This is a genomic window from Flavobacterium tagetis (assembly GCF_016735615.1).
GTDB classification, from domain to species: domain Bacteria; phylum Bacteroidota; class Bacteroidia; order Flavobacteriales; family Flavobacteriaceae; genus Flavobacterium; species Flavobacterium tagetis.
This window is the reverse complement of the sequence record NZ_JAERSF010000003.1, coordinates 25,253-50,724: the sequence shown is the minus strand read 5'-3', so window position 1 is coordinate 50,724 and position 25,472 is coordinate 25,253. Positions and strand designations below refer to the sequence as shown.

The window sequence follows — 25,472 nt, the reverse complement described above, 5'->3', positions numbered from 1 at the left end:
TCTTTTTAATTTTTTAAACTTTTGACTTTCGACTTTTGACTTTTGACTTTCGACTTTCGACTAAACTTTATCTATGATCGAATCTTTTTGATAATCTATCTCCTGCAAACTGAATCACGAATACCAGAATGACCAATAAAGCCAAAACGGAGTTCATTGTTACGGCATCATAACCAATATATCCGTATTGATAACCTACTTGTCCTAAACCACCTGCACCGACAGCTCCGCCCATTGCAGAATATCCGACAAGTGTGATTAAAGTAATTGAAGCTGCATTGATTAAAGAAGGTAAAGCTTCTGGCAATAATACTTTGTACACGATTTGCAAAGGAGTTGCTCCCAAGGCTCTAGCCGCCTCAATTAATCCTGACGGAAGACTTAATAAACTATTTTCTACCAATCGGGCAATAAATGGCGCTGCACCAATACTTAACGGAACCAAAGCCGCACTAACGCCAATTGAAGTTCCAACAATTGCACGTGTAAACGGAATCATCCAAACGATTAAAATAATGAATGGAATAGAACGAAAAATATTTACCACAACTGACAAAGTTCTGTTTAAAACTGGCTGTTCAAGAATCTGATTTTTACGGGTTAAGAACAGTAAAATTCCTGTTGGCAATCCTAATAAAAAACCGAAAAAGCCCGATACAAAAGTCATAACAATGGTTTCCCATGTTCCTTTTAACAATAAATCTATAAGAGAATCAGACATAACCTATTATTTCTGTTTTAATGTGTTTTGAGTTAAAATATTGAATCGCTGCATCGTAATTTTCGCGTTTTCCTGAAAGTTCAATCAGCATTACGCCAAAATTAACTTCTCCTGCCTGATCCATTTGTGCGCTTACAATTTTGAAATCAGTATCAAAAAGTCTTGAAACTTCTGAGATAACAGGTTCGTTAACCGATTTTCCTGTCATTTCCAGTTTCAACAACGGATTCAAATTTCCGTTGTCTTCTTTTTGTAATTTTTCCTGATAAACAGAAGGAACTTCAATATGAAGCGAAGAAGAAATAAATTCTCTTGTCAATTCATGTTTTGGATCTGCAAAGATTTCGCCCACACTTCCTTGCTCTATCAATTTTCCGTGGCTGATAACCGCCACCTCATCGCAAATAGATTTTACGACTTCCATTTGATGCGTAATCAGCAAAACGGTAATATTAAGACGTTTGTTAATATCTTTCAATAAATTTAAAATCGATCTTGTCGTTGCAGGATCAAGCGCACTTGTCGCTTCATCGCACAATAAAACTTTCGGATTATTGGCTAAAGTTCTTGCAATTGCAACTCTTTGCTTTTGCCCACCAGAAAGACTTGCCGGATAATCGTTGGCTTTTTCTGCCAATCCAACCAACTGCAATAATTCTAAAACGCGTGTTTTGATTTCGCTTTTTGACGTTCCAGCCAATTCTAGCGGAAAAGCCACATTTTCAAAAACTGTTCTAGAAGAAAGTAAATTGAAATGCTGAAAAATCATTCCGATTTGTCTTCTTTCAATCGCCAGTTCTGCGTTTGATAACTGCATCAAAGCTTTTCCGTCAACGATAATTTCGCCAGAAGTTGGCCTTTCCAACAAATTCACACAGCGAATCAGCGTACTTTTTCCTGCTCCTGAAGTTCCAATTACACCAAAAATTTTCCCCTCAGGAACTTTTAAAGAGACATCAGACAAAGCAGCAACAATTCTGTCTTTCTGATGAAAAGTTTTGGTTACATTTTTTAATTCAATCATTCTTTACACTTTAAAAACAAGAAAGCCTTCCATAAGTTAGTTGAAAGGCTTTCTTGAAATAAATTTTATCATTTTATATATTAAGCCAGATCAATAAATACCATTACAACAACACAGCACATCATGTTGTAACGATAAAAATTATTCATTTTCTGGTTCTGTTTCTTCATAGCGAGTGCAAATTTAAATAGTTATTTTCAATTTATAGCTATAAATCCTTAAAACTTTTATTAACCTATCAATTTAATAGACTTTTTAAAAATTAAACAAAAAAAAATCCAAATTCCGATTTGAAGTTTGGAATTTGGATTTTTAAATATTGAAAATTAAAATCTTAATTATTCTGTTCTGCAATTACTGATTTGTTCAGTTTTATTACTCTGATTTTTTTATTGGTATTATCCGACAAGAAAATACGATCGTCAAGCTGAGCAGTGCCTACTATAGTTCCGAACGGATTTTGTCCTAAAATATCAGAAACGCTTAAAACCGCTTTGTAATTCATTTTATTGAATTCAGTTTTTGGATATAATTTTAAATAAGATGCACTTCCTATGTTTTCTGAAGTAACTGCCCAATCTTTAGCGAATGATACTGCAATAGGTTTAATATCTACAAATTGAACTTTTTGCGGCTCAATAGGAGTTGTTAACGAAGCTGCCGCATTAGCCTTAATGTTCGCAATATTATAATACAAATAGCTCTTTGCATCTCTTCCTGCTACCACTAGATTTCCGTCAAAAACATCCATTGAATACACTTCTGTCCATCCGTTTAAAGTATTCAATTTGGCAATAGGCTTTAAATTCCAATCGCTTGTTTCTGTAATTTGAGTAGCATCAAGAACTTTTATACTCTTTTCTTTTTCTTTTACGAACACCAATCCGTCTTTTGCTACCACACCAAAAACGTGAACAAATGTTTGCCACCACTGACCATTTCCAACCGTACTGATTCCAGCATTTGTAATTTCATCAAAAACAAATAGTCTTGATTCTGTACTACCTACGTAAATGCGTCCGTTATCAATAGAAACTGATGTCAAACTCATTAAAGGAATTGTTGTTGCTCCTTTTGTATATTCTTTTATTGTTTTAATGTGAGCCAATGTCAAAGCATTAAAAATCTCTAGCACATTTCCGTTAATCACGTATAATTTCTCGTTTGCAATAGCGATTCCTTTCGGATCAAAAGCTTCTGTGCTTCCTGGAATATTTTCGTTAGTAATTGAAGCTTCATCTGTTGGATAATAGTAAGTATAATCTTTAGATGCTGCGTCGTCTTTACTACAATTTGTAAACAAACAAAGTGCTAGAATTAGGGGCAGAATATGTTTCATGTGTAATTTATATTTTAATTCCATTTTCCTTCGCCTTTATATTTGACTAAAAATGGATTTTTCGGATTAATTTTAAACACTGGTTTTTTATAACTTCCTTTTACGTAAGCTGTTTTTTCATACGTTTTCAAAACGTCTGGATCTGTAAATGGAAGATCATTTAAATGAATCAAGTATTTATAAAAATCTGTCAGCATTTCCTGCTGGCCCCCGCCTTCTCCACTATTTGCTAAATTACTGCTATGGCTAAAACCAATATGATGTGAATATTCGTGCGACCAAACCGACATTTCTCCAACCCAATGTCCAGTTACATAACCAGATTCCCATTGTGATGCAAGATTTCCTCCGCCCCAAGCAGAATCTCCTCCTACCATAGCCATCCAAACGGTTCTTTTATCTAGATAATTCCAGTATATTTTTTCTATTTCTTCTTTAGAATAATAATCGTAAACACCATCTACATCTTCAGCATTTCCGTGCCAGTTTAATGCGCCGTTTATTCCTGTTCCAGCTGTAGCAGCTTGTTCTTGTTTGTATTTATCAAAATTGGTAAATGTGCTGTAATACAATGGGTGGCTCAAGGCATAAGAATAATTGATAATCATGGTAATGGCTTCTTTTGCTAAAGCTGGATTCATTGGAAGAAATTTACCCAATTCATTAATATGATAGCCATCGTGAAACTGAACCAAATGATTTGATTTTATTTTTTTGAATTTTTGAAATAAAGGATCTTCTGATTCTACAGAAAATTCAATTGCTCCAGATGAAAACCCTTCAATTTTATCGATGGTTACAGTGTTTCCTGTTTCCAACAAATAATCATTTTTCTGTTCCGTCAAAGGAATTTTATGAAATGAACGGTGAAAAGCAGGAACTTTTGAAAAACTAAAAAGCAAAAATTTCTTATCGTAATTCGGCAGTTTTGCGTAAACTTTTACATCTGTCAGTCCAACTGGAGAATAAAGTGAAACTTGTACAGAATCTTTTCCTTTTTGAATAACCTGAAATGGTTCATTTACTCTAAACCAGCGATCTGCTTTATTGTACATAATTGAAGGATCTTCGTTATCTTCAAACATGGTCATTGGCTTATTTTCTGCAGGCAAAGCTGTGGCATCAATGCTTGACAGGTAATTTGGCTTGTACGAATCTCCATCGTCACTACAGCCTAAAAGAATACTTGCCAATAAGGCAAATACAAAAAAGTGAGTGTTTTTTCTCATCAGTAAGTAAAGTAGGTTTGGGGTTAAATATCCGTGCAAAACTATAAATATACTTTGTATATACAAGCTGATTGCAAGAAAAATACGAACCAAAAGTTTACTAAAAGTAAATTTTTGTAAACTACTACTATACTTAAAGGTCAGATTTTAAAGTCTCTATTCCCTAAAATCTAAAGTTTTGATTGTAGCTAAATCAGAATCGAATTCAACAAAGCTTGCAGGAAAACCTTTCTCGATTTTTCCTACTTTTCCTTGCAAACCAATAGCAGTGGCTACTCTTGTGGTCGCCATTTTTATCGCTTCATCAGCAGAAACATGTAGATGATTATAAGCATTTTGCACAGCTTCTGCCATTGAAATTGAAGCGCCAGCAAGATTCCCGTCGTCATTTCTGTAGAAACCATCAACTAAGTGTGCATCAAAATTGTCCCATTTAAAATTGGCTACTTTACGCCCTAAAAATGTAGCATCGCTAATTAAGAAGAATTTGTCCTGTTTTAATTTATAAGCGATTTTTGCAGCAGCATAATCACAATGCACACCATCTAAAATTACTGGAGCATAAACTTCTTCATTTTCAAAAACAGCGCCCACCAATCCTGGCTCACGATGTCCAAACTGTGTCATAGCATTAAATAAATGGGTTACGAGATTGATTCCTTTTGCAAAATAAGGCTGTGCTTCTTTATGTGTAATGGTAGAATGTCCGATTGAAATCGTAATGCCACTTTCAATCAGCATATTTAATTGTTTTTCTGTAAAACACTCAGGAGCTATCGTAATGACTTTGATAACGTCTTTTCCTTTGCTGATGATTTCTTCAAGTTCTTCATCAGTAGGTTTTCTAACCTGATCGATGCTATGTGCTCCACGTCTTTGCGGATTTAAAAATGGCCCTTCTAAATGCATTCCAATTACACCATTCTTATGCTTTTTCATGTAATTGCGAACCGCTTCAATTCCTTCTAAAATAGTTTCTCTTGATGAAGATATCAAACAAGGCAAAACATGCGTTGTGCCGTATTTCATACTAGCATCGTAAATATCCTGAATGGTTTCTTCGTTTGGTGTCTGACTGAAGTAATATTTTTCCCCTCCATTAATTTGAATATCTATAAATCCTGCTGAAAGATGATTTCCGCCCAAATCTATTGTCTTAATTTCGTTTGGAATTTCTTTCTGCACCGAAATAATAGTTCCGTTTTCTACAACTACAACTCCATTGTCTATTATTTCTTCTCCTGTGTGTACGACAGCATTTATAATCGCTTGTTTCATTTTTGGTTTATTTCTTATAACATTCCAAAGTTAAATATTATAAGTTTTTACCAAAACAAACTGTTTTAAAATCGTCAGAAATAATTTGGCTAATCTGCGCCACCATCAACGCTATCGAAAGTTTCACGTTCTTTAGGTTTTACGCTGTATTTTACTGAAACCATTGGTCCGTAGTAAACATCAAATTGAGTTCCGTTGGTTCGCAGCTGCATTTGTCCGATCACGCCTGCTAAGAAGTGGATATTTGGCGTAATTCCAGCAGTATAATAAACCGATAATCTAAAAATATCAAAATGTTCTTCAGCATAATCTTTCGACGCAAATTTGAGCATCAATTCGGTATAATACCCAATATTGGGCGCTAGAAAAATTGGTTTTTCTTTGCTTTGTCTTAAATAATGATTGACTCCAAAACGAGCTCTTAGCCTTGGTATAGTTTGATGATTACCGTTTCTATCGTCAAAAAATTTAGTTTCAAAACGCACTTGTTCAAAAAGAGATCCTTTCGGCATTTCTTGGGTATAAGTTCCCATAACGATAAGCCTATTTTCTAAAGTTTTATAATTCCCAGCTTCTTCTATCGCATATTTCTGATTGTGTGCATATCCTAACCAAAGCTTCATATTTTTAAAACCAGAATAAATAATCCAAGGTCGTATTACTTTTCGCTGTGTGTATTCAAAAGGATTTCCATTTGTGTAAGCTCCCTGAGTAACGAGTTGCATATCAGCCTGACCGCTCAAATGCCATTTTTCTATTAACGGAAATGCAACGTCAACTTCGCTTATAGATGCAGGAATAAATCCCATTGTGTAAGGAGCGTCTTGGGCTTTTAAAACTTGAGAAAGGATGATGCAACAGAATAAAAGAAAACTTCTTTTTAATAAATTCATATGTGGTCTAGATTAAATTAACGGCTGCGAAATACGAAAGTCTATCAAATTTAAAGAAAGAACTATTTCAAGTTTTGAAAAAACGGTTTCATATTATAACATGAAACCGCTTTTCTAAACATTTCTATAAAACAAAAAAAGCTTTAGAAAAATTTCTAAAGCTTTTTAAACTCAAATTCTGAAAATTAATATGATGCAGATTGGTACAGCCTACATATTTTTTAAATTAATCTGGATTTGCCAATATTTTGTACAACTCGGCATTAGACAGATAAAACTGGTTTTCTAAACTAATTTGAGACAATTTTGCGCTAACCAAATTATTTTCTCTTGAATTGATCAAGAAAATTGAACTTTCTCCAAATGAGAACAATTTCTCTTCTGAATTCAGCATAGTCATATAATCTTTTACCAGATTGTCGATTACGACCTTCTGTTTTCTTAAAGAAGCAATTTCAGTCTGCTGTGCTTTGATTTTATTTTTTAATTCTAATCGCTGCTGTCCGATATCAAACTGCATGTCCTGAATTTTCAGTTTTGCCATTTTTAAACTTCCGCGTTCTTTTCTTAAGAAAATCGGAAAACTGAAATCGATATTAAACTTATAATCATCAGCGTTGAAATTATTCCAGTAATTTGGTTCTGAAATGTAGTTATAACCCACATTAATTTTTGGAAGCAACGAATTGGCTTTCAGCTGGCGGTTGACTTCCAAAATATCTATTTTAGTTTCCAGAGACTGAATTTTTGGGTGCGAATCTAATGATTCAACATCAACCATCATGGCATCTGTTTTTAAAGTCTCTTCTATGGTCTGAATTAAATTCTGCTCTGGTTTCACTAAATCTCCCAATTCAACCGGAACATTTTCTATCCATAAAAAATTAGCTAGTTTCAGTTTTGCTTTTGCCAGTTTTAAATTTCCGTTTTCAACATTCAGTTCTCTGTTTCGTACAGTAATTTTAGCTTCAACACTATCAATTGCTGGCGCGTCTCCAGCTGCAATTAATTTTTTAACACCTTCAAAGCGAGTGCTGGCAAAACCTAAGTAATTTTTATACAATTCAGCCTCGTTGTAGCTTTTTCTCCATTCAAAATAAGCTTCACTTGCTTGGTATAAAACTTCAATTGCTCTCAATTTACGCTGTGCGTCACTTAGTTTCACGTTAAGTTTTCCTTCACGAACATCAGCCATTCTTTGGTTAATGAACATTCCCTGCCCCAAAGCAACATTAATTCCTAGCGAGGTTAAACCTGCTTCTGGAGTTTTGTTCTGCGGATTGTAATATTGTCCCTCTGTATCGTCAAAACCTGCTTTAACTTCAATTCCGTACCAAGTCGGAATTTTGAAACTGCTGTTTAATAACGAATAATATTCTGTGCCTTTAAATTCTTTCTTATTATAATCTACTTCGATTTTTGGATCAAATCCACCTCGAGCCAGCATCAATTTTGCCTGAGCGTTTGTCACTTCAAGATTGGCTTGTTTTACGAGCGGATGATATTTTTTCACATATCCCAAATACTCAATAAAAGTAAGCTCCTCTTGATTAAAATTCTGGCTCTGCAGTGTAGAAAAACTCAATAGAAATAAGAAAGAAAACAATTTTACAAGATTTCTCATTTTACTTTTTCTCCTTTCCTTTTTCTTCTTTTTCTCCTGAATTATAATAGTTTGGCGGGAAACCATTTAAGTTTCGCCAAATCTCATACCAAACTGAAACGGTTTCTAACAATGCAATACTCTGTGCTCCAGCACCAATACTCAATTCTTTTGGCCAATGGCGATCTTCTCCATCCGGCGAAACCAAAATTCTGTATTTTCCGTTCGGACTAATGAAGTTTTCTATCGCAACAACTTTTCCTCCGTAAGTTCCATAAGACAATCCTGGCCATCCTGAGAATACAATTCTCGGCCAACCGTCAAACCAAACGCGAACTTTTGCCCCTTTATGCACCAGCGGTAAATCGATTGGATCTACATACGTTTCTACGGCAATATCATATTTAGACGGCATGATACTTACAACAGGAGTTCCTTCTTTAATTGTTTCTCCAAGACCAGCCAACAAAGCACGGTTTACATAACCGCTCTGTGGAGCTGTAATGTAGTACAAACCATTTCTAAGTCTGTAATTAGTATATTGGTTTTCTAATTTATTTACCTGAGCTTCTGTATCGTATTGCGTGCTTAAAGCCGTAAACTTATCACTTCTCGATTTTGATATTTTTTCAGCATATTCAGCAGTGATTCTACTGATTTCTACTTTTGCATTTATCAATTCGTTTTTACTGCTCAGTAATTTATTTTCCTGCGTAATTACATACGCTTCAGATTCTTGCAGTTTTAATCTTTTCTGCTCGACATCTGTCATTGGTTTTAAACCTTCTTTATTTAAAGCAGTCGAACGGTCAAACTGTGTTTTTGCAATTCGAAGCTGTGTTTTTACCGCAACCAAATCCATACTGTCACTTTTTATTTTAAGCTGAGACTGACGAATTTTATTTTGCGCTTGCTGCAATTTCAACTGTCTTTCTGTGTTAAGCGATTGTGCCTGAACATCAAGAGAATTTACTTTATCTCCATACGATTCTACCGCCATTTTTTTGGCATCTACCTGCTGTTTAGTATTATCAACAAGATTAGGATCCAAATAATCTTCTTTAATCTCCGAAATATAAAGTATTGTATCTCCTTTTTTTACATAGTCACCTTCTTTTACAAACCATTTTTCGATTCTACCAGCAATAGCATTGTGAACAGTTTGCGGTCTTTGGTCTGGCTTTAAAGTCGTAACAGAACCAGTTCCCGAAATATTCTGTGTCCAAGGCAGAAAAAGACAGGCAACACCAAAAATCAAAAATCCGATTATGACTTTGTTTAAAATTTCGTAATGAGGTCTTCGGGCAACGCTTGTAATCGATTTGTATTTGCCCGGCGTTATAAGTACGTTGTTATCTTTAGATAGGTTGAGCATGATTAAAGCTTTATGTCGTTAATAATTTTTCCGTCATCAATCGTAATCATACGACTGCATTTGCTTTTCCAAACATCATTTTTAGAAGTTACAATAACCGTCCAGTCATTTTCATCAGAAAGTAAAAAATCAACAATTTTACTCGAAGTAATTTCGTCCATTTTATCAACCGGATCTTCTAAGAATAAGATATTTGGTTTACCCACAATACTTCTTGCCAAAAGAATCTTTTGAACATCAGAAGCAGAAAGTTCACGACCGCCGGGATGGATTTGATTCTCCAATCCGTTCTCAAAAGTTTTAATGTATGGTGTCAGTCCAACATTATCTAAAGCCCATTTTAAATCATCGCTATTTAGTTTTTCATTTCCAAAAACAATATTCTCGCGTATGGTTCCCGCAAAAAGTGTATCACCTTGCAAAAGTGTTCCCGATTGTGCTCTATAAGTATCTTCGTTAAGACGATTCATATAATTATCAGTCACATACATTGCACCGCTTTCAGGTTCTAAAACCCCAGAAAGAAGTCGCAGTAAAGTACTTTTTCCCGCACCATTTGTTCCTGTAAGAATGATTTTTTCTCCCTGAGCAATTTTTAGATTAATATTCTTAAGTGATTTTTTATTGTGTTCTGGATAATTGTAACTGATGCTTTCGGTTTCGATATTGATTCCTTTTTCTGTTTTGTCTGAAGTTTGAGGAACACACGAAATTTCCATATCGGTCACCTGACCAATTTTTTCAACAGAAGTCAAAACATCATAGAAAGACTCCAGTCCGAAAATAATTTTTTCGACCGAGTTGATCAATAATACAATCACAATTTCAGCTGCTACGAACTGCCCTATGTTCATTTGGTGGTGAATTACCAGAAAACCACCGATCGATAATAAGGCAGCAGTAACAATTACTTTAAAAATAGTAAGCTGAATATATTGTTTCTTCATTACCTGAAAGTGTTTTTCGCGGTAATTGACATAATTGGTTACGTAGCCGTCATTTCTTTCCAAAGCATATTCAAAAGCTCCTTTTCTGCGGAAACTTTCTCTGTTGCGTGCAATTTCCTGAAGCCATGCTGCTACTTTATATTTAAATTTCGATTCGTTCAAACTGGTTTCTAAACCGTCTCTGTACGAAAATTTAAAAATGACATATAATATGACAATAAAAAGGAGTCCGATTACCATAAAGAAAGAATGGTAAAGCACTAATAAAATGATACCCAGACCAACCTGAAGGAACGCTGTACAGAAATCAAGCAATAGTTTTGCAGTTCCTTTCTGTACCATCAAAGTATCGAAAAAACGATTTGCTTTTTCTGGAGCATACTCCGAGTACATTTCTTTAAATTTAATTAAGGGCATCCTATAAGCAAATTCAAAAGAAGATCGAACAAAAATTCGCTGCTGCAGATTTTCTACAATACGAAGCTGCAAAATAGTCAGCACTCCTCCAAAGCCTACTCCGACCGTAACCAGAATTACGAGAACGATCCACGAGACGCTCAACTGTCCGCTTTGAATAAAATTAATAATTGCTTGGATTCCCAAAGGCAGAGAAAGATTTACTAACCCTGCAAATGCAGCATAGAAGATAATTTGATACACATCGCGCTTATCTAGCTGCAATAAGTTGTAAAATCGTTTGAATGGTGTCATGAATTTAAAGTATAAATACAAGATTATTACATAGAATAAATATACGGCAAAAACCGCAGATATGGATTAAGATTCTCATCCTAATCCTTAAAAAACAAGTATTTATGAATTCAACCGAGGAGGCGGTATGTCTATTTTACCATGAAAACCAAACGAGAAGATTGTATTATCGATATATTTTTTCCCTTCTGATTCTATTAAAAAATAAAAATTAGGCATCAAAGATTCTGATGAAACTAAATATTCCATTAAGGGAATTCCTTTTGCCAATTTAGCTGTTTTGGTATCTTTTGTTTTATAGTCTTCCAGTTCTTCTGGAACTCCATCACATTTAAAGATTTTTTTCAAGAAGTTGCAGGTAATGCCTTTTACCGTATAAGTTTCAGCATTATCGCTTAAGATTCGGCCTACGCTATTAGAAATATTTAAGCTGCTAATTAGAAAATAGCCGACTAGTAACACCTGAAGGCATTTACATAAAAAGCTATTTTTAATTTTGTTCAACATATTCTAAAAAAGGCTGAAAGTTTAACTAAATCACCTTGTTTTGATTGAAAATACCAGTGATTTAAGGCGTTTATTACATTTTTTCTGAGCGCGCAAGTTAGAGCCATTTTTTTTCTGGAACATTAAAATAACATTAGAATTTAGAATCATTCAAAACTTTAAAATTATATTAACAAGGCATTCTTACAGGGTTATCGGAATTATATAACGCCCAACTGCAATTCTATAACTTCTAATAAAATTGGTGCTTTACTTTTGATGTTCGAAAATTTTGACAAAGAATATTAAAGCAGTGCAACCGTGTTACCTATTAAAGAAACTCCATATATAAACGATTTAATACAGAATCAAAACATGATCTACGCTAAGAATGATTTGACGCGATTTTTAGACGCGCAAAACAAATTGTATTTGACTGCTCTTTCTGAAATTAAAAAAGGCAAAAAAGAAACACACTGGATGTGGTTTATTTTTCCGCAGATTAAAGGTTTAGGGAAAAGCACTATTTCTGATTATTATGCTGTTGCCGATTTAAAAGAGGCTACTGAATTCTTAAATCATCCGATTTTGTCGAAACATTTAATTGAGATTTCGAAACTTTTACTGACTTTAAACAAAAAATCGGCTGAGGGAATTCTGGGAGATTTAGGCGCCAAAAAATTGCATTCTTCTATGAGTTTATTTGTTCAGGTTGAAAATGCGCATCCTGTTTTTCAGCAGGTTTTAGATACTTTTTTCTTTGGGCATTTGGATCAGCTGACTTTAAATTTTACACAAAAAACTAGTGTTCTGCCAGACACAGTGCTTTCTTAATATTTTTCTGCCACAGATTTCAAGGATTAAAAAGATTATTTTTTAGCTTCAAATTAAAACCGATTCGCGTTAATTGGTGTAATTCGTGGCAACTAAAAAAATCTGTGAAAATCAATTTATCCCGATAGTTATCGGGAGTGCAAAAACTTGTGTTCTACCAGACGCAATAATTTCTTACTATACTAAGAACAAAAAAGGGAATAGCTCGCAAACTATTCCCTTTTTGATTAACAACATAATTATAAATAAGAATTCTGAATTTTAGCTTTTCTCAAAATTAGAAACTCCTTTTTTAAGCCAATTCAAATACTCTTCGATATCTGGATTATAAGCCGAGGTTTCGTTGAGTGTTTCTCCGTTATGATCTACTAAAACATAAAATGGCTGTGCATTGGTTTTGTATGTCAGCGTTTGAAATTCGCTCCATTTCTGACCAATATATTTTAATTTTTTCCCAGTTATCTGAGAAGTAATCTGTTCGCTCGGATTCAGTTCTCTTTTATCGTCTACATAAAGCGAAATTAGAACCAAATCGCCTTTTAAGATTTTCTGAACCTTTTCGTCAGACCAAACATTGTCCTCCATTTTTCGGCAGTTTACACAAGCGTGACCTGTAAAATCTATCATAACCGGTTTTCCAATCTTTTTGGCATATTTCATACCTAAATCATAGTCAGTAAATGCCATAATATTATGGGGTCCAAGCTCTGCTCCTTCTGGAAGATTTTGAGTTATTTCTTTTGGACTGGAATTATTCAAACCATTTGGAATTTCGCTATAATGCATCGGTGGCGGAAAACCGCTAATCATTTTAAGAGGCGCGCCCCAAATACCCGGAATTAAATAAATAGTGAAAGCCAAAACCAAAACGCCCAATCCTAATCTTCCAACACTAATACTCGAAACTGGACTATCATGCGGCAGCTGAATTTTTCCGAATAAATAAAAAGCCAATGTTCCAAAAATGGCAATCCAAATTGCTAGAAAAGTTTCTCTTTCCAGCCAATGCAATTGCAAAACCAAATCGGCATTAGAAAGGAATTTGAAGGCCAGAGCCATCTCTAAAAATCCTAAAAATACTTTAACAGAATTTAACCATCCACCCGATTTCGGAAGCGAATTCAGCCAGCCTGGAAAAGCAGCAAATAAAGTAAATGGCAAAGCCAAAGCCAGAGAAAAACCAAACATTCCGACAAAAGGTGCAATTCCTCCGCGTGACGCAGCTTCGACCAATAAAGTGCCTACGATTGGTCCTGTACAAGAAAAAGACACAATTGCCAGAGCTAAAGCCATAAACAATATTCCGACGATTCCGCCTCTATCGGCTTGCGAATCGACTTTGTTTGCCCATGCATTTGGAAGCATGATTTCGAATGCACCCAAAAATGAAAACGCAAAAATCATTAAAAGCACAAAAAAGATCAGATTAAACCAAACGTTGGTAGAAAGTGCATTAAGCGAATCTGCTCCAAAAACCCAAGTTACAACGGCTCCCAAAAAGATATAAATAGCAATAATGGCGATTCCGTAAAAAATGGCTTTTCTTATTCCTTGCGATTTGGTTTTGCTTTGTTTGGTAAAAAAACTCACCGTCATCGGAATCATAGGGAAAACACAAGGCGTTAGCAATGCCGCAAATCCAGAGAAAAACGACAATAGAAAAATCGTCCACAAACTTCTAGATTCGGTCTTTGGTTCTCTTTTTTTGATTTCTTTCTGAGGTGTTTTTACAGCTTCAGCAGGAATAATTTCTACTGTTTTTTTTATTTCGGTAACCGAAGAATCTATTACTTCTGCTTTTGTTTCTTCCTTTACAGCAGCTTCTATTAAAGTTTTCGCTTTCGCGGAAGGGCTAACGGCAAACTCCAATTCGTCTGAACTTGGCGGCAAACAATTTTCATCATTACAAACCATAAATTCGACTTCAGCCTTGATCTTGAAAGGTTTGGACGAAAGTATTTTAACGCGCTGCTTAAAAGTAGTTTCCTTTTCAAAAAACTTAATCTGCATTTTAAAGACAGGATCGTTAACCGTTTTTCCTTTTTCTTCTTTTACAGCATCCGTTAACTGAAAATCTGCGCTTTTTATAAAATTAAAATGAGTTGGAATCGGTCCTCCGTCTGCAACTTCTTGACTGTACAAATGCCAACCCGATTCTATAATGGCTTTTGCCTGCAATTCGTATTCAGTATCAGAAATTTTCTCGACACTGGTTTTCCATTTTATGGGATTGTATATCTGAGCCTTTACGAATATGGAAAACAGTAGGAAAAAGCCCAGTAAAAAAATATTCTTTTTCATGGGTAAAAATCTTTAGAAAGAGGGTTGAATAGCAAAAAACAACCCTCTAAGTAATCCGCTATACAAACTAAATTGCTTACTAATTCAAAATAACTATTTGATAGGGAAATACAAATTAAACTCTAATAAATAAAGGGATCAGATTATTTTAATGGTTTGAAAACGACTTCCATAGAATCAGCTTTATCTAAAAATGAATTAGCAAATTCTTGAATATCTTTTGCTGTGATGCTTTTTACAATATCAACATAATTTTTAGGGTCATTCATATCGTAAGCATTTTCAAAATAGTTATAAATCAAGTTCATGCTATAACTATTAAAATTTTTGCTGTCTTCTCTCGATTTCAAATAGTTTGTTCTTGTTTTTTCAATGTCTTCAGGAGCGATTTCTCCTTTTTTAATTTTATCAATTTCCTGATACACAATTGGCAGTAAATGCTCTACTTTATCAGCGTCACAATCAAAATTGATCTGAAGATTTGCCTTTGAAATTGGAAGTTTATCGATGCTCCCTTTTACTTGTGCGCCGTAAGTTCCGCCTTCTTTTTCGCGAAGACTTTCAGTATAACGCAAAGTCAGCACATCACTTAAATACGAAACCAAGATTCTATTTCTTTGAGAAAAGGCAACATCTTTTAAAAAGGCAATTCGAACAGAACTTTTCGGAGTTTCCATTTTGATGAAAACATCTCTATCAATTTTATTTGATGTCCATTTCGGAATGTCTGTTTTAAATTTTTCTTTACGTTTAATTCCGTTTATACTCGCAATATATTTTTCTAACAAAGGTTTTAAAACTTCTGGCGTAACATCTCCAACAATATAAAATTCAAAGTTTGAAACATCTGCAAAACGATCCAGATAGAAAGCTTTCATTTTATCAAAAGATAAACCGTCGATATATTTTTGATTAAATGGCTGTACTCTTGGATTGTTTTTTCCATAAATCACAACAGATAAACTATCATCCATTTTTGCATTGATATCATTTGCTCTGTTTTTAAGCGAATTTTCCAATCTTTGCTTTAACAGCGCATACATCTGATTATCAAATCTTGGCTGCACAAAACGCAAATGAACCAATTGCATCATCGTTTCGATATCTTTCACGTTTGCAGATCCCGAAACGGTTTCTTTAAGCGAACCGATGCTTACAGAAGAATTGGCAATTTTTCCTTTTAAGACTTTATCCAAATCAACATTAGAAAGTTCGCCAACACCAGACATCATCGCCAAAGTTGTCGTACGTCCAATTGATGGAAGATCTTGCGGTTCGTACAACGAAGTTCCGCCAAAACTTTCGGCTTTAAGCTCTACCTCTTTTTTGTTTTTATCTGCAAATTTATAATGCACTTTTACGCCATTGCTCAATACAAAAGTGGTCGCATCGATTGCCGTTTCTTTTTTCTCTGAAACAATTTTTCCTGAATTGATTTTCAGATTTCCTAAAAGTGTTTTTCCCTCAAAAGTATCCACATAAGGCTGTAACGATGCATCGTTTTCGGCTTTCTGAATAATATCAAAAGCTTTTTCCTGAGTTAAGTTATTCTCGTTTTCTACGCCTGTAACTGCTACAACACGATTTTGTGCCGTATATAATTTACTGATTTGCTCTTGAAGAATTTTGGTGTCCACATTTTTCAAAATGTTTTTAACCATTTCAAATTCAGCTTTAGGATCGGCAATAACTTCGTGATTTAGATAATCATCTTTTACCATTCCGATAACATCTTTATGCGAAATCTCATTTAGTTTTTCTAAATAATTTTCGTAACCTGAAATGTTTTCTGCAACCGCTCTTTCGATTTCTCCTTTAGAAAAACCAAATTTATAAGCTCTAACCCATTCGTTCATGACCATTGCAAAAGCTTCGGCTTGTTTTTCTGGTTTTGGAGAAACATTCAAAATCCAAATATCATTTAAACGAGAAAAATTTTGGTAACCAATTGAAGCACTTTTAAATGGGCATTCTTGTTTCTGCGCCATTTCTGCCAAACGATTATTTAGGATAGAAAAAGCAAGGTTTCTTTGAGTAGATTTTTCTAATTCGGCATAGTTATTTGTTGATTTTTCAGCCGTATGACGAATCATATAGCTAATATTCGAAGCCGAAATTTCTTTATCTAAAGCCAGTTTAAAAGTTGGTTCAGTTCTTTCTGGAATCGCAATTTCAAAACGTTTTTTAGGATTTACTGGTGTCGGAATATCTGCAAAAAGCTCCTTTATTTTTGCTTCAATTTCATCTGCATTAATATCTCCTACAATTGCGATTGCCTGCAAATCTGGACGATACCAATCTTTATAGAAATCTTTTAAAACTTGATATTTAAAGTTCTTTACAATATCCATATCGCCAATTGGCATACGATCTGCATAAAGCGAATTATTGTAATAATAAGGCGCTAACTGATTGTAAATTCTCGCTCTTGCATTTTGTCTTGTACGCCATTCTTCGGTAATTACACCACGTTCGGCATCGATTTCTTCATTTGTAAGCGATAAGAAATTAGACCAATCGTGCAAAACCAGCAAACAAGTATCGACAACTCCGCCATCTTTTGACGGAATATTGTCTAGGTTGTAAACCGTCTCGTCTGTGCTTGTATATGCGTTGATATTTCTGCCGAAAACAGCACCTTGTTTTTGAAGCGTATTCAGGATTCCTTTTCCTTCAAAATTTTTCGTTCCGTTAAACGCCATGTGTTCTAAGAAATGCGCCAGACCTTTCTGCTGGTCGTTTTCTAAAATTGAACCAACGTTTTGAATGATATAATAACTTGCCGTATTTTTATTGACATCTGTCGGGTAAATATAATACGTCATTCCGTTTGACAGAACACCTTTTTTTATTTTTTGGTTGACTGCAATCGGATCTGTTGCTTTAAAGTTTTGCGCTTGCGACAAGTTTATAAAACCTGTCAGAAGCAGAAGAACTATAGATATTTTTTTCATTTGTTTTTTGTTTGATGTTTTAAATATTTTTAAACACATAGAAACATAGTTTAGCTACCTATAAAAGGCGTTTCACTTAATCGTAAAAAACATAGTGACTATGTGGAAAATCTTGATTCTAAAAATATCTTTCTCCATTTTTTTGATCTATGATTCTATGTGTTAAAATATTATTAGGTGCTTATTTAGCTCTTCAATAATTTATCCAGTTGCTCTCTCAACTCTGGATTTGACGGACGAAGTGCATCTGCATTGATAATGTTTCCTTTTGGATCAAACAATAAAAATCTCGGAATTGCATTTACATCATAGTTTTTAGCTACATCAGAACTAAAATCTTTATCAGCCATTAACTGAATTCCTTTTAATTGTTCTTTGGTAACGTAATCTTTCCATTTTTGAGCATCTTTTGGCTTATCTAATGAAAGACTTACAAAAACAATATTTTTTCCGTGATAATCTTCTTCGATTTTTTTCATGTGAGGAATCTCTGCTTTACAAGGTCCGCACCAAGTTGCCCATAAATCGATGTACACAAATTTACCTTTAAAATCTGAAAACGAAACCGGTTTATTGTTAATGTCATTATACGTAAAATCTAATCCTTTCTGTCCTACATTTTTATGCAATACTTTTTCATATTCTAATAAAAATGCTTTGCTTGCATCAGAAATCATGAAAGGCTTAATGCTTGGCGCAATTTTTTCGTATTCTTCAATTTTCATTCTTGAAGTGGCAACTTCTTCACGAAGGTAAACATCTTTTAAAGCTGGATCTGTAATATGAGTAATTGATTCTGTTAAGTCTAAACGTTTTGGTTTTTCGCTACCATTAACGCTTACGTAGAAAAAATAATTTGTCATCAAAGAAACTCCATTCGCTAATTTCAATAAATCTGGATCTGTAAATTTTTTGTCTGCCATCCAGGTTTTGATTACCGCTGGACGGTCATCTTTATCAGGAAATGCGGTTCTTGGCATTCTGAAAAAAGTGTATGTTAATTCTTCAACATCTGTTGCAACTGCTAATTTTAATAATTTATTGAAATTAGCATCTTTCGTTTTAATAGATTTTGAAAATTCATCTGCTTTAGCAAGACCTTTATCAATAAATGGATAAAATTGCAAATACGTTATATTTTCGCCAAGACGGGCAAAAGGAGCAAACTCGTTGTAGATTTCGTTTGCTTTTTGCACTAAAGCATTTTGTCCAATATTCTTTCCGCTTAAAACATAACTTGTTTGATTTACTGCTAAATTAATGTCCAATTTAGGTTCTAGATATAAACGAATTAATTGTTTTTTGCTTTTAAACTGACTGTAATCTACATAATAAAAGCCAGCAGCTGAAACTGGTGTCATAAAGCCAAATTCCCCCAGCGAATTAACTTTTGCGGTAGCAGCAACGGCTGGCTTTCCATCTTCAACATTGTAAAGTGTAATTTCTTTTGCTTTGAAATCTGGAATTGAAATTGTTCCTCTAATTACTGCATATTCTGAAAGATTTGCAGCAAAACTCATTTGAACCATGATGAAGGTAAAAATGAAATAAAAAATGTGTTTTTTCATAGTTTCTTTGTTTTTTGGTTGATAGTTTTAAATTGAAATTCTCATGGATTGATCTCCTTGTTCTATAATAAAATCTTTGCTTTCTTTAGTTTCTTTCAGCTTTTTAAGATTTTCAGGATTCAATAAATCTTTGGCTTCAAAATCATTGATTTGTGTGACTTTTGCGCCAATTTTGACTTTCTTCAAATCTTCATTTTCCTGATCGATAATTCTTTTTACTAGAAGATTCTGGTTTTCGTCAAAATCTAAAATAAGTCCGCTCAAATAGATAGAAGATGCTTTTTTGAAATTCTTATTCGGTTCGAGATAAACGGTTTTATCCAATAAATTGATTGTAAAATTGAATCGTCTGATTAAGTCAATTCCGAGAGAACCATCTGCAAAAGCCCAATTTTTATTAGCTTCGTCATATTCTTGCAAGGCAATTGTTACGTTTGGAAAATTGTTTCCATTTATGGCAATATTTGGAATGGCTCCTCCCACAATTTTGGTTTGTTTACCTAAACTATAATTGACTGACGAATATTCGGTTTTTAAACTTGCTTCTAGATTATTTTTATGGTTGAAAGGTCCATAAGCAATTAAATCGTAACCTGCTCCAGTATCAAAAGTGAAACTGCCTTCGACTGTTTTTTTATCTTCAAAAGTCAGATTCATTTTTACTACCGGAAGTCCCGATTTATAATCAAAAACCAATGGTTTTGCTTTTCCCCAATACTTAAAATTTCCAAAATTGTACAAGTCAATCGTCATCGTATCAAAATTGACCGATGTGATAAAATTGCGAAGCAGATTTGCGCCAAATAATCCGTCGTAAACACCGTGTTTAGGGAAAATAACCAAGCCTTGATTCTTGAGAACCTGATCGCCAATATAAATAGTGTTGTCTGCAGAATAATCCACTTGCTGACTTCCGCCAACTACAGAAGCCGATTTGCTTTTGGTAACGACAACGCCAGCTTTGTAAGCACTATCTGGATTGAGCGCCATTCCGTCGGCACCCGTATCAAAGAGCATTAAAAACTCACGATCGGCTTTGTTTAGTTTTATTTTAATGGTGATTCCGTTTTCGATAATTTGAAACGGAATGCTCGCTACTTCTTTTACTTCTGCATGTCGGTCAACTCTGTATAAAGAATCAAAGAAAGTCACGTACAGCATTTTATTTTCTGAGTTGAAAACAATTTGAGACGGCTTTTTTTCTTTTCCATTAAAACAAAAATCTACCAGTACAAAAGTTTCATTTTTAATCGCCACAGATTTTCCAACCTGAATAGAATCTAAAGCTGGAAATGCTTTAAAAATTCCGTTCAAATAAAATTCGTTTGAAGAAGAATCTCCAACGCCAACAGTAAACTGAGGCGCCAGAAGATCTTTAATTTCATTATAATTTTTGTTCTGAAAAGCTTTTTCGAAAGTTTTAATAGATTTTTGAATGCTGTTTTGAGCCTGAATTGTACAGCTAAAAATCAGTATTAAAAAGAATAGTATCTTTTTCATTTCGAATTACTTTTGTGCCGTATTTGGTTTCACTACAACTTTTTCTACTCCAAAATCTTTTAATAAAATGCCAGAATATTTGGTAAACTCTTCTGGCGTATAAAGTTCTTTTGAGTCATTTACTAATTCTGTAAATCCTTTTAAATCATTCTTTTTCTCGAACTCTTTTTTCTTGCGCTGTAAAATACCGAATACATGAGTTGTCACATTCCATGTTCCGTAATCTTTTGCTAATTTTTTACTTGCTAAAAGAAATGGATCATCGTATTGTTTACCCACTCTTAAACCTGTAATAATTACGAAAGAAATTTCATCAGAAGCATCTTTAGATTTTAAATATGCATCGATAACATCGAATGAAACATTTCTTTTTCCGTCTAGATAGGCTTGCTTGTAAAAATCAGGATAATCTTTTTCTTGAATTTCTGGGCTATACTTTTTGAAGATTCCTTTTTTGGCTGCTTCTTTTGCATTTAGAAGCAGTGCAGTAAATTGCTCCACGTTATGAAAACCGCCTGCAATGTCAATTATTTTTCCATCGGCATTCATCAATAAAAAAGTCGGAAACCCTGTAACGCCATATTTCATGCATAACTTTTTACCGATTTCTTCTTTTAAAATATCTGATTTGAAAGTGACAAAATCAGCATTTAAAACCGAAGCAACTTTTGGATCTGGAAATACTTCTTTATCCATTTGTGCACATGGCATACAGCCTGTAAAATACAAATCGACAAAGATTAATTTCTTCTCTGTTTGTGCTTGTTTTTTAGCTTGTTCCCAACTTTCTTGAGTTGATTGCGCTTGTGCTTTTAAGGCAATAGATGGACAGGCAAGCAGCAAAACTGCGCTTGCGATTCTAATAAATCGTTTCATAAAATGTGGTTATTTAGCCGAATGAATTTTAAGAATCCATTCGGCTTTGATTTAACAATTTTTAATTATCTCGCTCGGTAAGCAACGTCGACAATTTTACACAAACCAGAGTAACTATAATCAAGTACCAAATCTCCATTTACGGGAGGAACTGTAAATAATTCTAATTTTCCTGTTGTGCCATAACTTCCAACAATTAATTTTTTATTGTATAATTTATTGGCTCTTGCATTACAATCTAAAAAAGTGATTTCTTCACTGCCTTTATCCAACATTAATTTTGCAGACTGGGTTCCGTTATCGTATTCATATAGTTTTCCTCCAACTGCATAAAACAAATAACCAGAATCTGGACTCACAGCAAATTTTGTGGCTTTATCAAAATCGGGTGCGTTCAAAATTTCTTTGTAATACACTTGTGCCAAAGCTCTATTGAAACGAAGCAGATGGTATTTTCCGCTAATTGTACTCTTCAAAACTGCAAAATTCTCATTTTGATTGAATCCAGAAGTAGTCATGTAAACCAAGTCAGCGTGAGTATCATTCCAATCTAGAGAGTTATCTGAGGCTGCAATAGGAGGCATTGGCGCACAGCTTCCTTTTGAAGTTGAGTATCTCACAAAACGTCTGGCTGTCTGATCATAAAAAACAGGTGTTCCTAATGACCCACCATTCTCTGCTATAAATGGTGCTGCGTAAAAAGTTTTGGTTTCAGATTCTAATTTATTTTGAGGCAAGCCATATTTTACCTGTAATACTCTGTAGAAATAGTAAATATCTCCTTTACTGTAAATGAAGTTTTCACCACTTCCAGTCGATTTCATAAAATCGACTCCAAAATTTGTAGGCAGCGATCCTCCTACGGTTTCATATGCCAAATTTTGGCTTAAAGTCCACCCGAAAGAATCTGGATCTAATCTTGCACTTCCGCTTTCTGTTGTGGTTACATAAACTCCATAAATTAAAGGAGAAGATATAGGCTGGTTAAAACATTCTACATCTACAGCTTTTCCTATTAGCTTAAGATTTGAACCTGATGCATCTAAAACATCTGTAATGATACGAGGGGTTTCTACACCAGGAAGCATAGATATCATATCTAAACGAGGCTTTCCGTTTACATCTCCAATAACCAACCAACCTTCATAAATGGAAGAAACCACATTTAAAGTAAAAGGTTCATGCTGCCAAGTTATACCTGTAACTTTATCTTTTACAAAATAATAAACTAAATACTTTGCAGGAGGCAGCTTTACTTCTGTATCAAAATTTTTGTCTGTTCCAATAACTGTTTTAGACTCCATCACTAATTTTGAGGTATTAACGGCTGCCCATTCGTAGGTGTAACGATCAGGATTGGTATTGTCATCATGAGTCACATTTAAATCTGGCTTAATGGTCAGTTTCTCACCTGTATAAGCAGTGTATGATTCTAATATTCCAGTTGCGTGAACTTCGTTGATTTCGCTATAGTTATAATTTCCTTCATCATCGGCACAACTGTAAACCAAAACAAGCAATGCCGAAAGCGCTAAGTGAATTTTTATATATTTTAACATCGTGTTATATTTTTTAGTTTAAATAAATGCGTTTTAAGGAAAAAACATTTCTTTTCCATCGTCTTCATAAATAATATTCCCTTGTGCTTTTTGATCTGCCAAATAGCGTTTCATAAAGTTTTGATAATATTGAATATCTGGAATTGATAATCCTGTCGAGCCCAATTTCTGATTAAACATACTTGGATCTAAATGCATTAAATCGCACATTAAGAAAAATTTCTTTTCTGTAAAAACTCCTAAAAAACCTGCGAACCATCCTGGAGGCTGCGATAATTTATCATCAAAAGTTAATTTATATGAAATATGGCTCATGGTTTTACCTGTAAGCGAATTAATCACTTTACTTTTCATATTAGTGGTAAACGATTCATTTTCTTCCAAATTTAAAATCAGTAAAAAAGAATTTGTTTTCATGTCAGCAGTTCTAAATACTTTTACATCAATCGTATCTACTGCTTTGCCAGCATGCATGACAATATTATCTGGAAGCTTAAAATGAGTACCTTCTATGGCAGTACTTTTTGAGTCGATTACAACTTTTACTTTTCTGTCAGCATCACTTACTTTTCCTTGCACTCTAATCGGAATTTTGTAAATGCGATCTACAATTGCTGGTTTGTCTAATGCAAAACTAAATCCTGTACTATCTGTCGTAATCAATGCTCCGTTTACAGGAATTGTAAAAACAGATGGAGAAAAGTAAATATTATCTGTATCGTGATAGGTATCAATTTCATCTTGATTGCATGAAGTAAATCCTAAAAAGAATAAAAATGCAACGCTTAAAATCACTATTTTTTTCATGTTCCTCTTTTTAAATTATTGAAAATTGATTTCGGCATCTGGCAAAGGCACAACATATTGAAGCGGTCCCATTGTAATATTTCCAGAGGTTGTTGAACCATTTGGAATTGCAGTAGTATTATTTCTTTTGTAATAAAAGAATAACTGTCCCTCTCCCATAAATTCTTTCCTATATTCTTTTGTTATTTCTGTTGCCAAAACTGCTGTAGCTCCTAGATTTGTCAGACCTCTGTTATAACGAAGTGTATTCAACAAAGCAATACCATCTGCAGGTACTGGTGTAGTTTCTGCAGCGATAAGATACATTTCTGAAAGTTTGAACATTGGAATCTGCATACGGAAAACCATTTTGGTCTCTGGCACGTCTGCATATTTAAAAAAGGTTTTCTGAGTTTTTCCTCCCACTACAGGGATTTTCCAACTCGGCAAGCTTCTGTAATCATTATCATTCGACTCAAAAACAGCGGTCAATCTGTTCAATAAAGGAGCATAAATCATAGGTTCTGCCAACTTAGAATCAAACAGATCCTCTTGTGTTTTATACAAAGTATAATCACTTAAAGCAAAAAAGTTCTCTGAAGAAAAAATTCTATCCGGATTTGCAGCATTGGTGGCATCTAGAAATGGAGTCCAAGGGAAAAATGGAGTCGATTTTGTAAAAGCTATCACTTCATTTGCTACGGTCGCAGCTCCTGTTTTATCTCCCGCATATAAAAGTACACGCGCTTTTAAGCATTTTACAGCAAGATAATTCATTCTCATTCCTCTGTTTTGAGAATAATAAGGGTTTGAATCATAATCTGTAGTTGCTTTATACTTTCCTGTCGTCAGAATGGGGTCTTTTTCTAAAAGTGCCAATGCAGCATCAATGTCTGCCAATATCTTACTCATGGCATCTTTTGCTGATAAGATCGGATTATTTGCAGTTACAGGTGCATCATAATATGGTATTGCAGGCATTGAAGGATCTACTTTGTAAATTGGGCCAAATAATCTTAGCATATCAAAATGCAGCATAGCTCGTATTGCAATTGTTTCGCCTTTTAAAAGATTAGCCTTTTCTTGAGAGACAATTCCGCTGTGTTCATCTAAACTTTCCAGAAATTTATTGGCTGATAAAACTGTGGTAAAAGCTTTCTGCCAAATATCTGTAAAAACTTTTTTTGGATTGGCTTCTGCATAAGCATATGTCGCCATTTTAGTCTTAGTATGCGAAGCTGGCATATTGTACTGCTGTCCCAAAATATCTACGGCATCCATTGTTAGCTGCCTGCCGTAAAGCTCATCAGATGCAAGCATTACGTAAAGTCCGTTATGCACATTCTGCATTCCGGCTTCATTTTCAAATATTTGAGATTCTAAAATTTTATCTTTTGGCACCACATCCAAGAAATTGCTGCAGCTTACTGCCGAAAATGCTATCAGGATTGATAATGCAATTTTATTTAAATACTGATTCATACTAAG

Annotated in this window: 19 protein-coding genes; 1 reads left to right on the top strand and 18 read right to left on the bottom strand. The window is 34.3% G+C overall.

Annotation, left to right across the window (positions count from 1 at the left end):
* Positions 1-67: 67 nt before the first annotated feature.
* The 10 genes from JI750_RS14415 to JI750_RS14370 form a co-directional block, all read right to left on the bottom strand.
* The gene (locus tag JI750_RS14415) at positions 68-721 is read right to left on the bottom strand and encodes a methionine ABC transporter permease MetI (protein WP_202003265.1); all 654 of its coding nucleotides are present in this window, start codon (positions 719-721) and stop codon (positions 68-70) included.
* A complete protein-coding gene (gene metN, locus JI750_RS14410) occupies positions 714-1,745 on the bottom strand; it encodes a methionine ABC transporter ATP-binding protein MetN (protein WP_111426488.1) in 1,032 nt (343 codons plus the stop codon). The genes JI750_RS14415 and metN overlap by 8 nt, the downstream gene beginning before the upstream one ends.
* A gap of 334 nt (positions 1,746-2,079) precedes the next feature.
* Positions 2,080-3,108: an NHL repeat-containing protein gene (locus tag JI750_RS14405; RefSeq protein WP_202003262.1), complete on the bottom strand. Its 1,029-nt coding sequence runs from the start codon at positions 3,106-3,108 to the stop codon at positions 2,080-2,082.
* Positions 3,099-4,313, bottom strand: coding sequence for a hypothetical protein (locus JI750_RS14400; protein ID WP_202003258.1), 1,215 nt, complete (start codon positions 4,311-4,313; stop codon positions 3,099-3,101). The genes JI750_RS14405 and JI750_RS14400 overlap by 10 nt, the downstream gene beginning before the upstream one ends.
* A 156-nt stretch (positions 4,314-4,469) precedes the next feature.
* Complete coding sequence (nagA, locus tag JI750_RS14395) at positions 4,470-5,591, bottom strand: N-acetylglucosamine-6-phosphate deacetylase (RefSeq protein WP_202003256.1); 1,122 nt, start codon at positions 5,589-5,591, stop codon at positions 4,470-4,472.
* 89 nt (positions 5,592-5,680) lie between these two features.
* A complete protein-coding gene (locus JI750_RS14390) occupies positions 5,681-6,484 on the bottom strand; it encodes a DUF2490 domain-containing protein (protein WP_202003254.1) in 804 nt (267 codons plus the stop codon).
* 226 nt (positions 6,485-6,710) lie between these two features.
* Positions 6,711-8,108: a TolC family protein gene (locus JI750_RS14385; RefSeq protein ID WP_202003250.1), complete on the bottom strand. Its 1,398-nt coding sequence runs from the start codon at positions 8,106-8,108 to the stop codon at positions 6,711-6,713.
* Position 8,109: 1 nt separating this feature from the next.
* Entirely contained in the window at positions 8,110-9,462 is a 1,353-nt protein-coding gene (locus JI750_RS14380; protein ID WP_202003247.1) for an HlyD family secretion protein, read from the bottom strand.
* A 2-nt stretch (positions 9,463-9,464) separates the two neighbouring features.
* The gene (locus JI750_RS14375; RefSeq protein WP_202003245.1) at positions 9,465-11,120 is read right to left on the bottom strand and encodes a peptidase domain-containing ABC transporter; all 1,656 of its coding nucleotides are present in this window, start codon (positions 11,118-11,120) and stop codon (positions 9,465-9,467) included.
* A 102-nt stretch (positions 11,121-11,222) separates the two neighbouring features.
* A complete protein-coding gene (locus JI750_RS14370; protein ID WP_369410030.1) occupies positions 11,223-11,582 on the bottom strand; it encodes a hypothetical protein in 360 nt (119 codons plus the stop codon).
* A 399-nt stretch (positions 11,583-11,981) separates the two neighbouring features.
* On the opposite strand from JI750_RS14370, the gene JI750_RS14365 reads away from it, so the two are divergent.
* Positions 11,982-12,440, top strand: coding sequence for a DUF1810 domain-containing protein (locus tag JI750_RS14365; protein ID WP_202005197.1), 459 nt, complete (start codon positions 11,982-11,984; stop codon positions 12,438-12,440).
* Between the two features lie 261 nt (positions 12,441-12,701).
* Here the strand turns inward: JI750_RS14365 and JI750_RS14360 are convergent, their stop codons facing one another.
* The 8 genes from JI750_RS14360 to JI750_RS14325 all read right to left on the bottom strand — a co-directional run bounded on the left by JI750_RS14360 (position 12,702) and on the right by JI750_RS14325 (position 25,466).
* On the bottom strand, positions 12,702-14,741 hold the full coding sequence (locus tag JI750_RS14360) for a protein-disulfide reductase DsbD family protein (RefSeq protein ID WP_202003238.1): 2,040 nt from the start codon (positions 14,739-14,741) through the stop codon (positions 12,702-12,704).
* Between the two features lie 143 nt (positions 14,742-14,884).
* Positions 14,885-17,695 (bottom strand): M16 family metallopeptidase, encoded by a 2,811-nt coding sequence (locus tag JI750_RS14355; RefSeq protein ID WP_202003235.1) that lies wholly within the window; start codon positions 17,693-17,695, stop codon positions 14,885-14,887.
* A gap of 185 nt (positions 17,696-17,880) precedes the next feature.
* Positions 17,881-19,263, bottom strand: a complete 1,383-nt coding sequence (locus tag JI750_RS22045; protein ID WP_236673058.1) for a TlpA family protein disulfide reductase — start codon at positions 19,261-19,263, stop codon at positions 17,881-17,883.
* A gap of 27 nt (positions 19,264-19,290) precedes the next feature.
* Complete coding sequence (locus JI750_RS14345) at positions 19,291-20,763, bottom strand: aspartyl protease family protein (protein ID WP_202003232.1); 1,473 nt, start codon at positions 20,761-20,763, stop codon at positions 19,291-19,293.
* Positions 20,764-20,769: 6 nt separating this feature from the next.
* Positions 20,770-21,639, bottom strand: a complete 870-nt coding sequence (locus JI750_RS14340; protein WP_202003230.1) for a thioredoxin family protein — start codon at positions 21,637-21,639, stop codon at positions 20,770-20,772.
* Positions 21,640-21,704: 65 nt separating this feature from the next.
* Positions 21,705-23,198, bottom strand: coding sequence for a PKD-like family lipoprotein (locus JI750_RS14335; protein ID WP_202003228.1), 1,494 nt, complete (start codon positions 23,196-23,198; stop codon positions 21,705-21,707).
* A gap of 33 nt (positions 23,199-23,231) precedes the next feature.
* Entirely contained in the window at positions 23,232-24,005 is a 774-nt protein-coding gene (locus JI750_RS14330) for a DUF4843 domain-containing protein (protein ID WP_202003226.1), read from the bottom strand.
* A gap of 15 nt (positions 24,006-24,020) precedes the next feature.
* On the bottom strand, positions 24,021-25,466 hold the full coding sequence (locus JI750_RS14325; RefSeq protein WP_202003224.1) for a RagB/SusD family nutrient uptake outer membrane protein: 1,446 nt from the start codon (positions 25,464-25,466) through the stop codon (positions 24,021-24,023).
* Positions 25,467-25,472: the final 6 nt, after the last annotated feature.

Bases quoted from the DNA above. Each gene is read 5' to 3' on its own strand.
- JI750_RS14415 (WP_202003265.1), bottom strand. From the start codon at position 721: ATGTCTGATTCTCTTATAGATTTATTGTTAAAAGGAACATGGGAAACC.
- metN (WP_111426488.1), bottom strand. From the start codon at position 1,745: ATGATTGAATTAAAAAATGTAACCAAAACTTTTCATCAGAAAGACAGA.
- JI750_RS14405 (WP_202003262.1), bottom strand. From the start codon at position 3,108: ATGGAATTAAAATATAAATTACACATGAAACATATTCTGCCCCTAATT.
- JI750_RS14400 (WP_202003258.1), bottom strand. From the start codon at position 4,313: ATGAGAAAAAACACTCACTTTTTTGTATTTGCCTTATTGGCAAGTATT.
- nagA (WP_202003256.1), bottom strand. From the start codon at position 5,591: ATGAAACAAGCGATTATAAATGCTGTCGTACACACAGGAGAAGAAATA.
- JI750_RS14390 (WP_202003254.1), bottom strand. From the start codon at position 6,484: ATGAATTTATTAAAAAGAAGTTTTCTTTTATTCTGTTGCATCATCCTT.
- JI750_RS14385 (WP_202003250.1), bottom strand. From the start codon at position 8,108: ATGAGAAATCTTGTAAAATTGTTTTCTTTCTTATTTCTATTGAGTTTT.
- JI750_RS14380 (WP_202003247.1), bottom strand. From the start codon at position 9,462: ATGCTCAACCTATCTAAAGATAACAACGTACTTATAACGCCGGGCAAA.
- JI750_RS14375 (WP_202003245.1), bottom strand. From the start codon at position 11,120: ATGACACCATTCAAACGATTTTACAACTTATTGCAGCTAGATAAGCGC.
- JI750_RS14365 (WP_202005197.1), top strand. From the start codon at position 11,982: ATGATCTACGCTAAGAATGATTTGACGCGATTTTTAGACGCGCAAAAC.
- JI750_RS14360 (WP_202003238.1), bottom strand. From the start codon at position 14,741: ATGAAAAAGAATATTTTTTTACTGGGCTTTTTCCTACTGTTTTCCATA.
- JI750_RS14355 (WP_202003235.1), bottom strand. From the start codon at position 17,695: ATGAAAAAAATATCTATAGTTCTTCTGCTTCTGACAGGTTTTATAAAC.
- JI750_RS22045 (WP_236673058.1), bottom strand. From the start codon at position 19,263: ATGAAAAAACACATTTTTTATTTCATTTTTACCTTCATCATGGTTCAA.
- JI750_RS14345 (WP_202003232.1), bottom strand. From the start codon at position 20,763: ATGAAAAAGATACTATTCTTTTTAATACTGATTTTTAGCTGTACAATT.
- JI750_RS14340 (WP_202003230.1), bottom strand. From the start codon at position 21,639: ATGAAACGATTTATTAGAATCGCAAGCGCAGTTTTGCTGCTTGCCTGT.
- JI750_RS14335 (WP_202003228.1), bottom strand. From the start codon at position 23,198: ATGTTAAAATATATAAAAATTCACTTAGCGCTTTCGGCATTGCTTGTT.
- JI750_RS14330 (WP_202003226.1), bottom strand. From the start codon at position 24,005: ATGAAAAAAATAGTGATTTTAAGCGTTGCATTTTTATTCTTTTTAGGA.
- JI750_RS14325 (WP_202003224.1), bottom strand. From the start codon at position 25,466: ATGAATCAGTATTTAAATAAAATTGCATTATCAATCCTGATAGCATTT.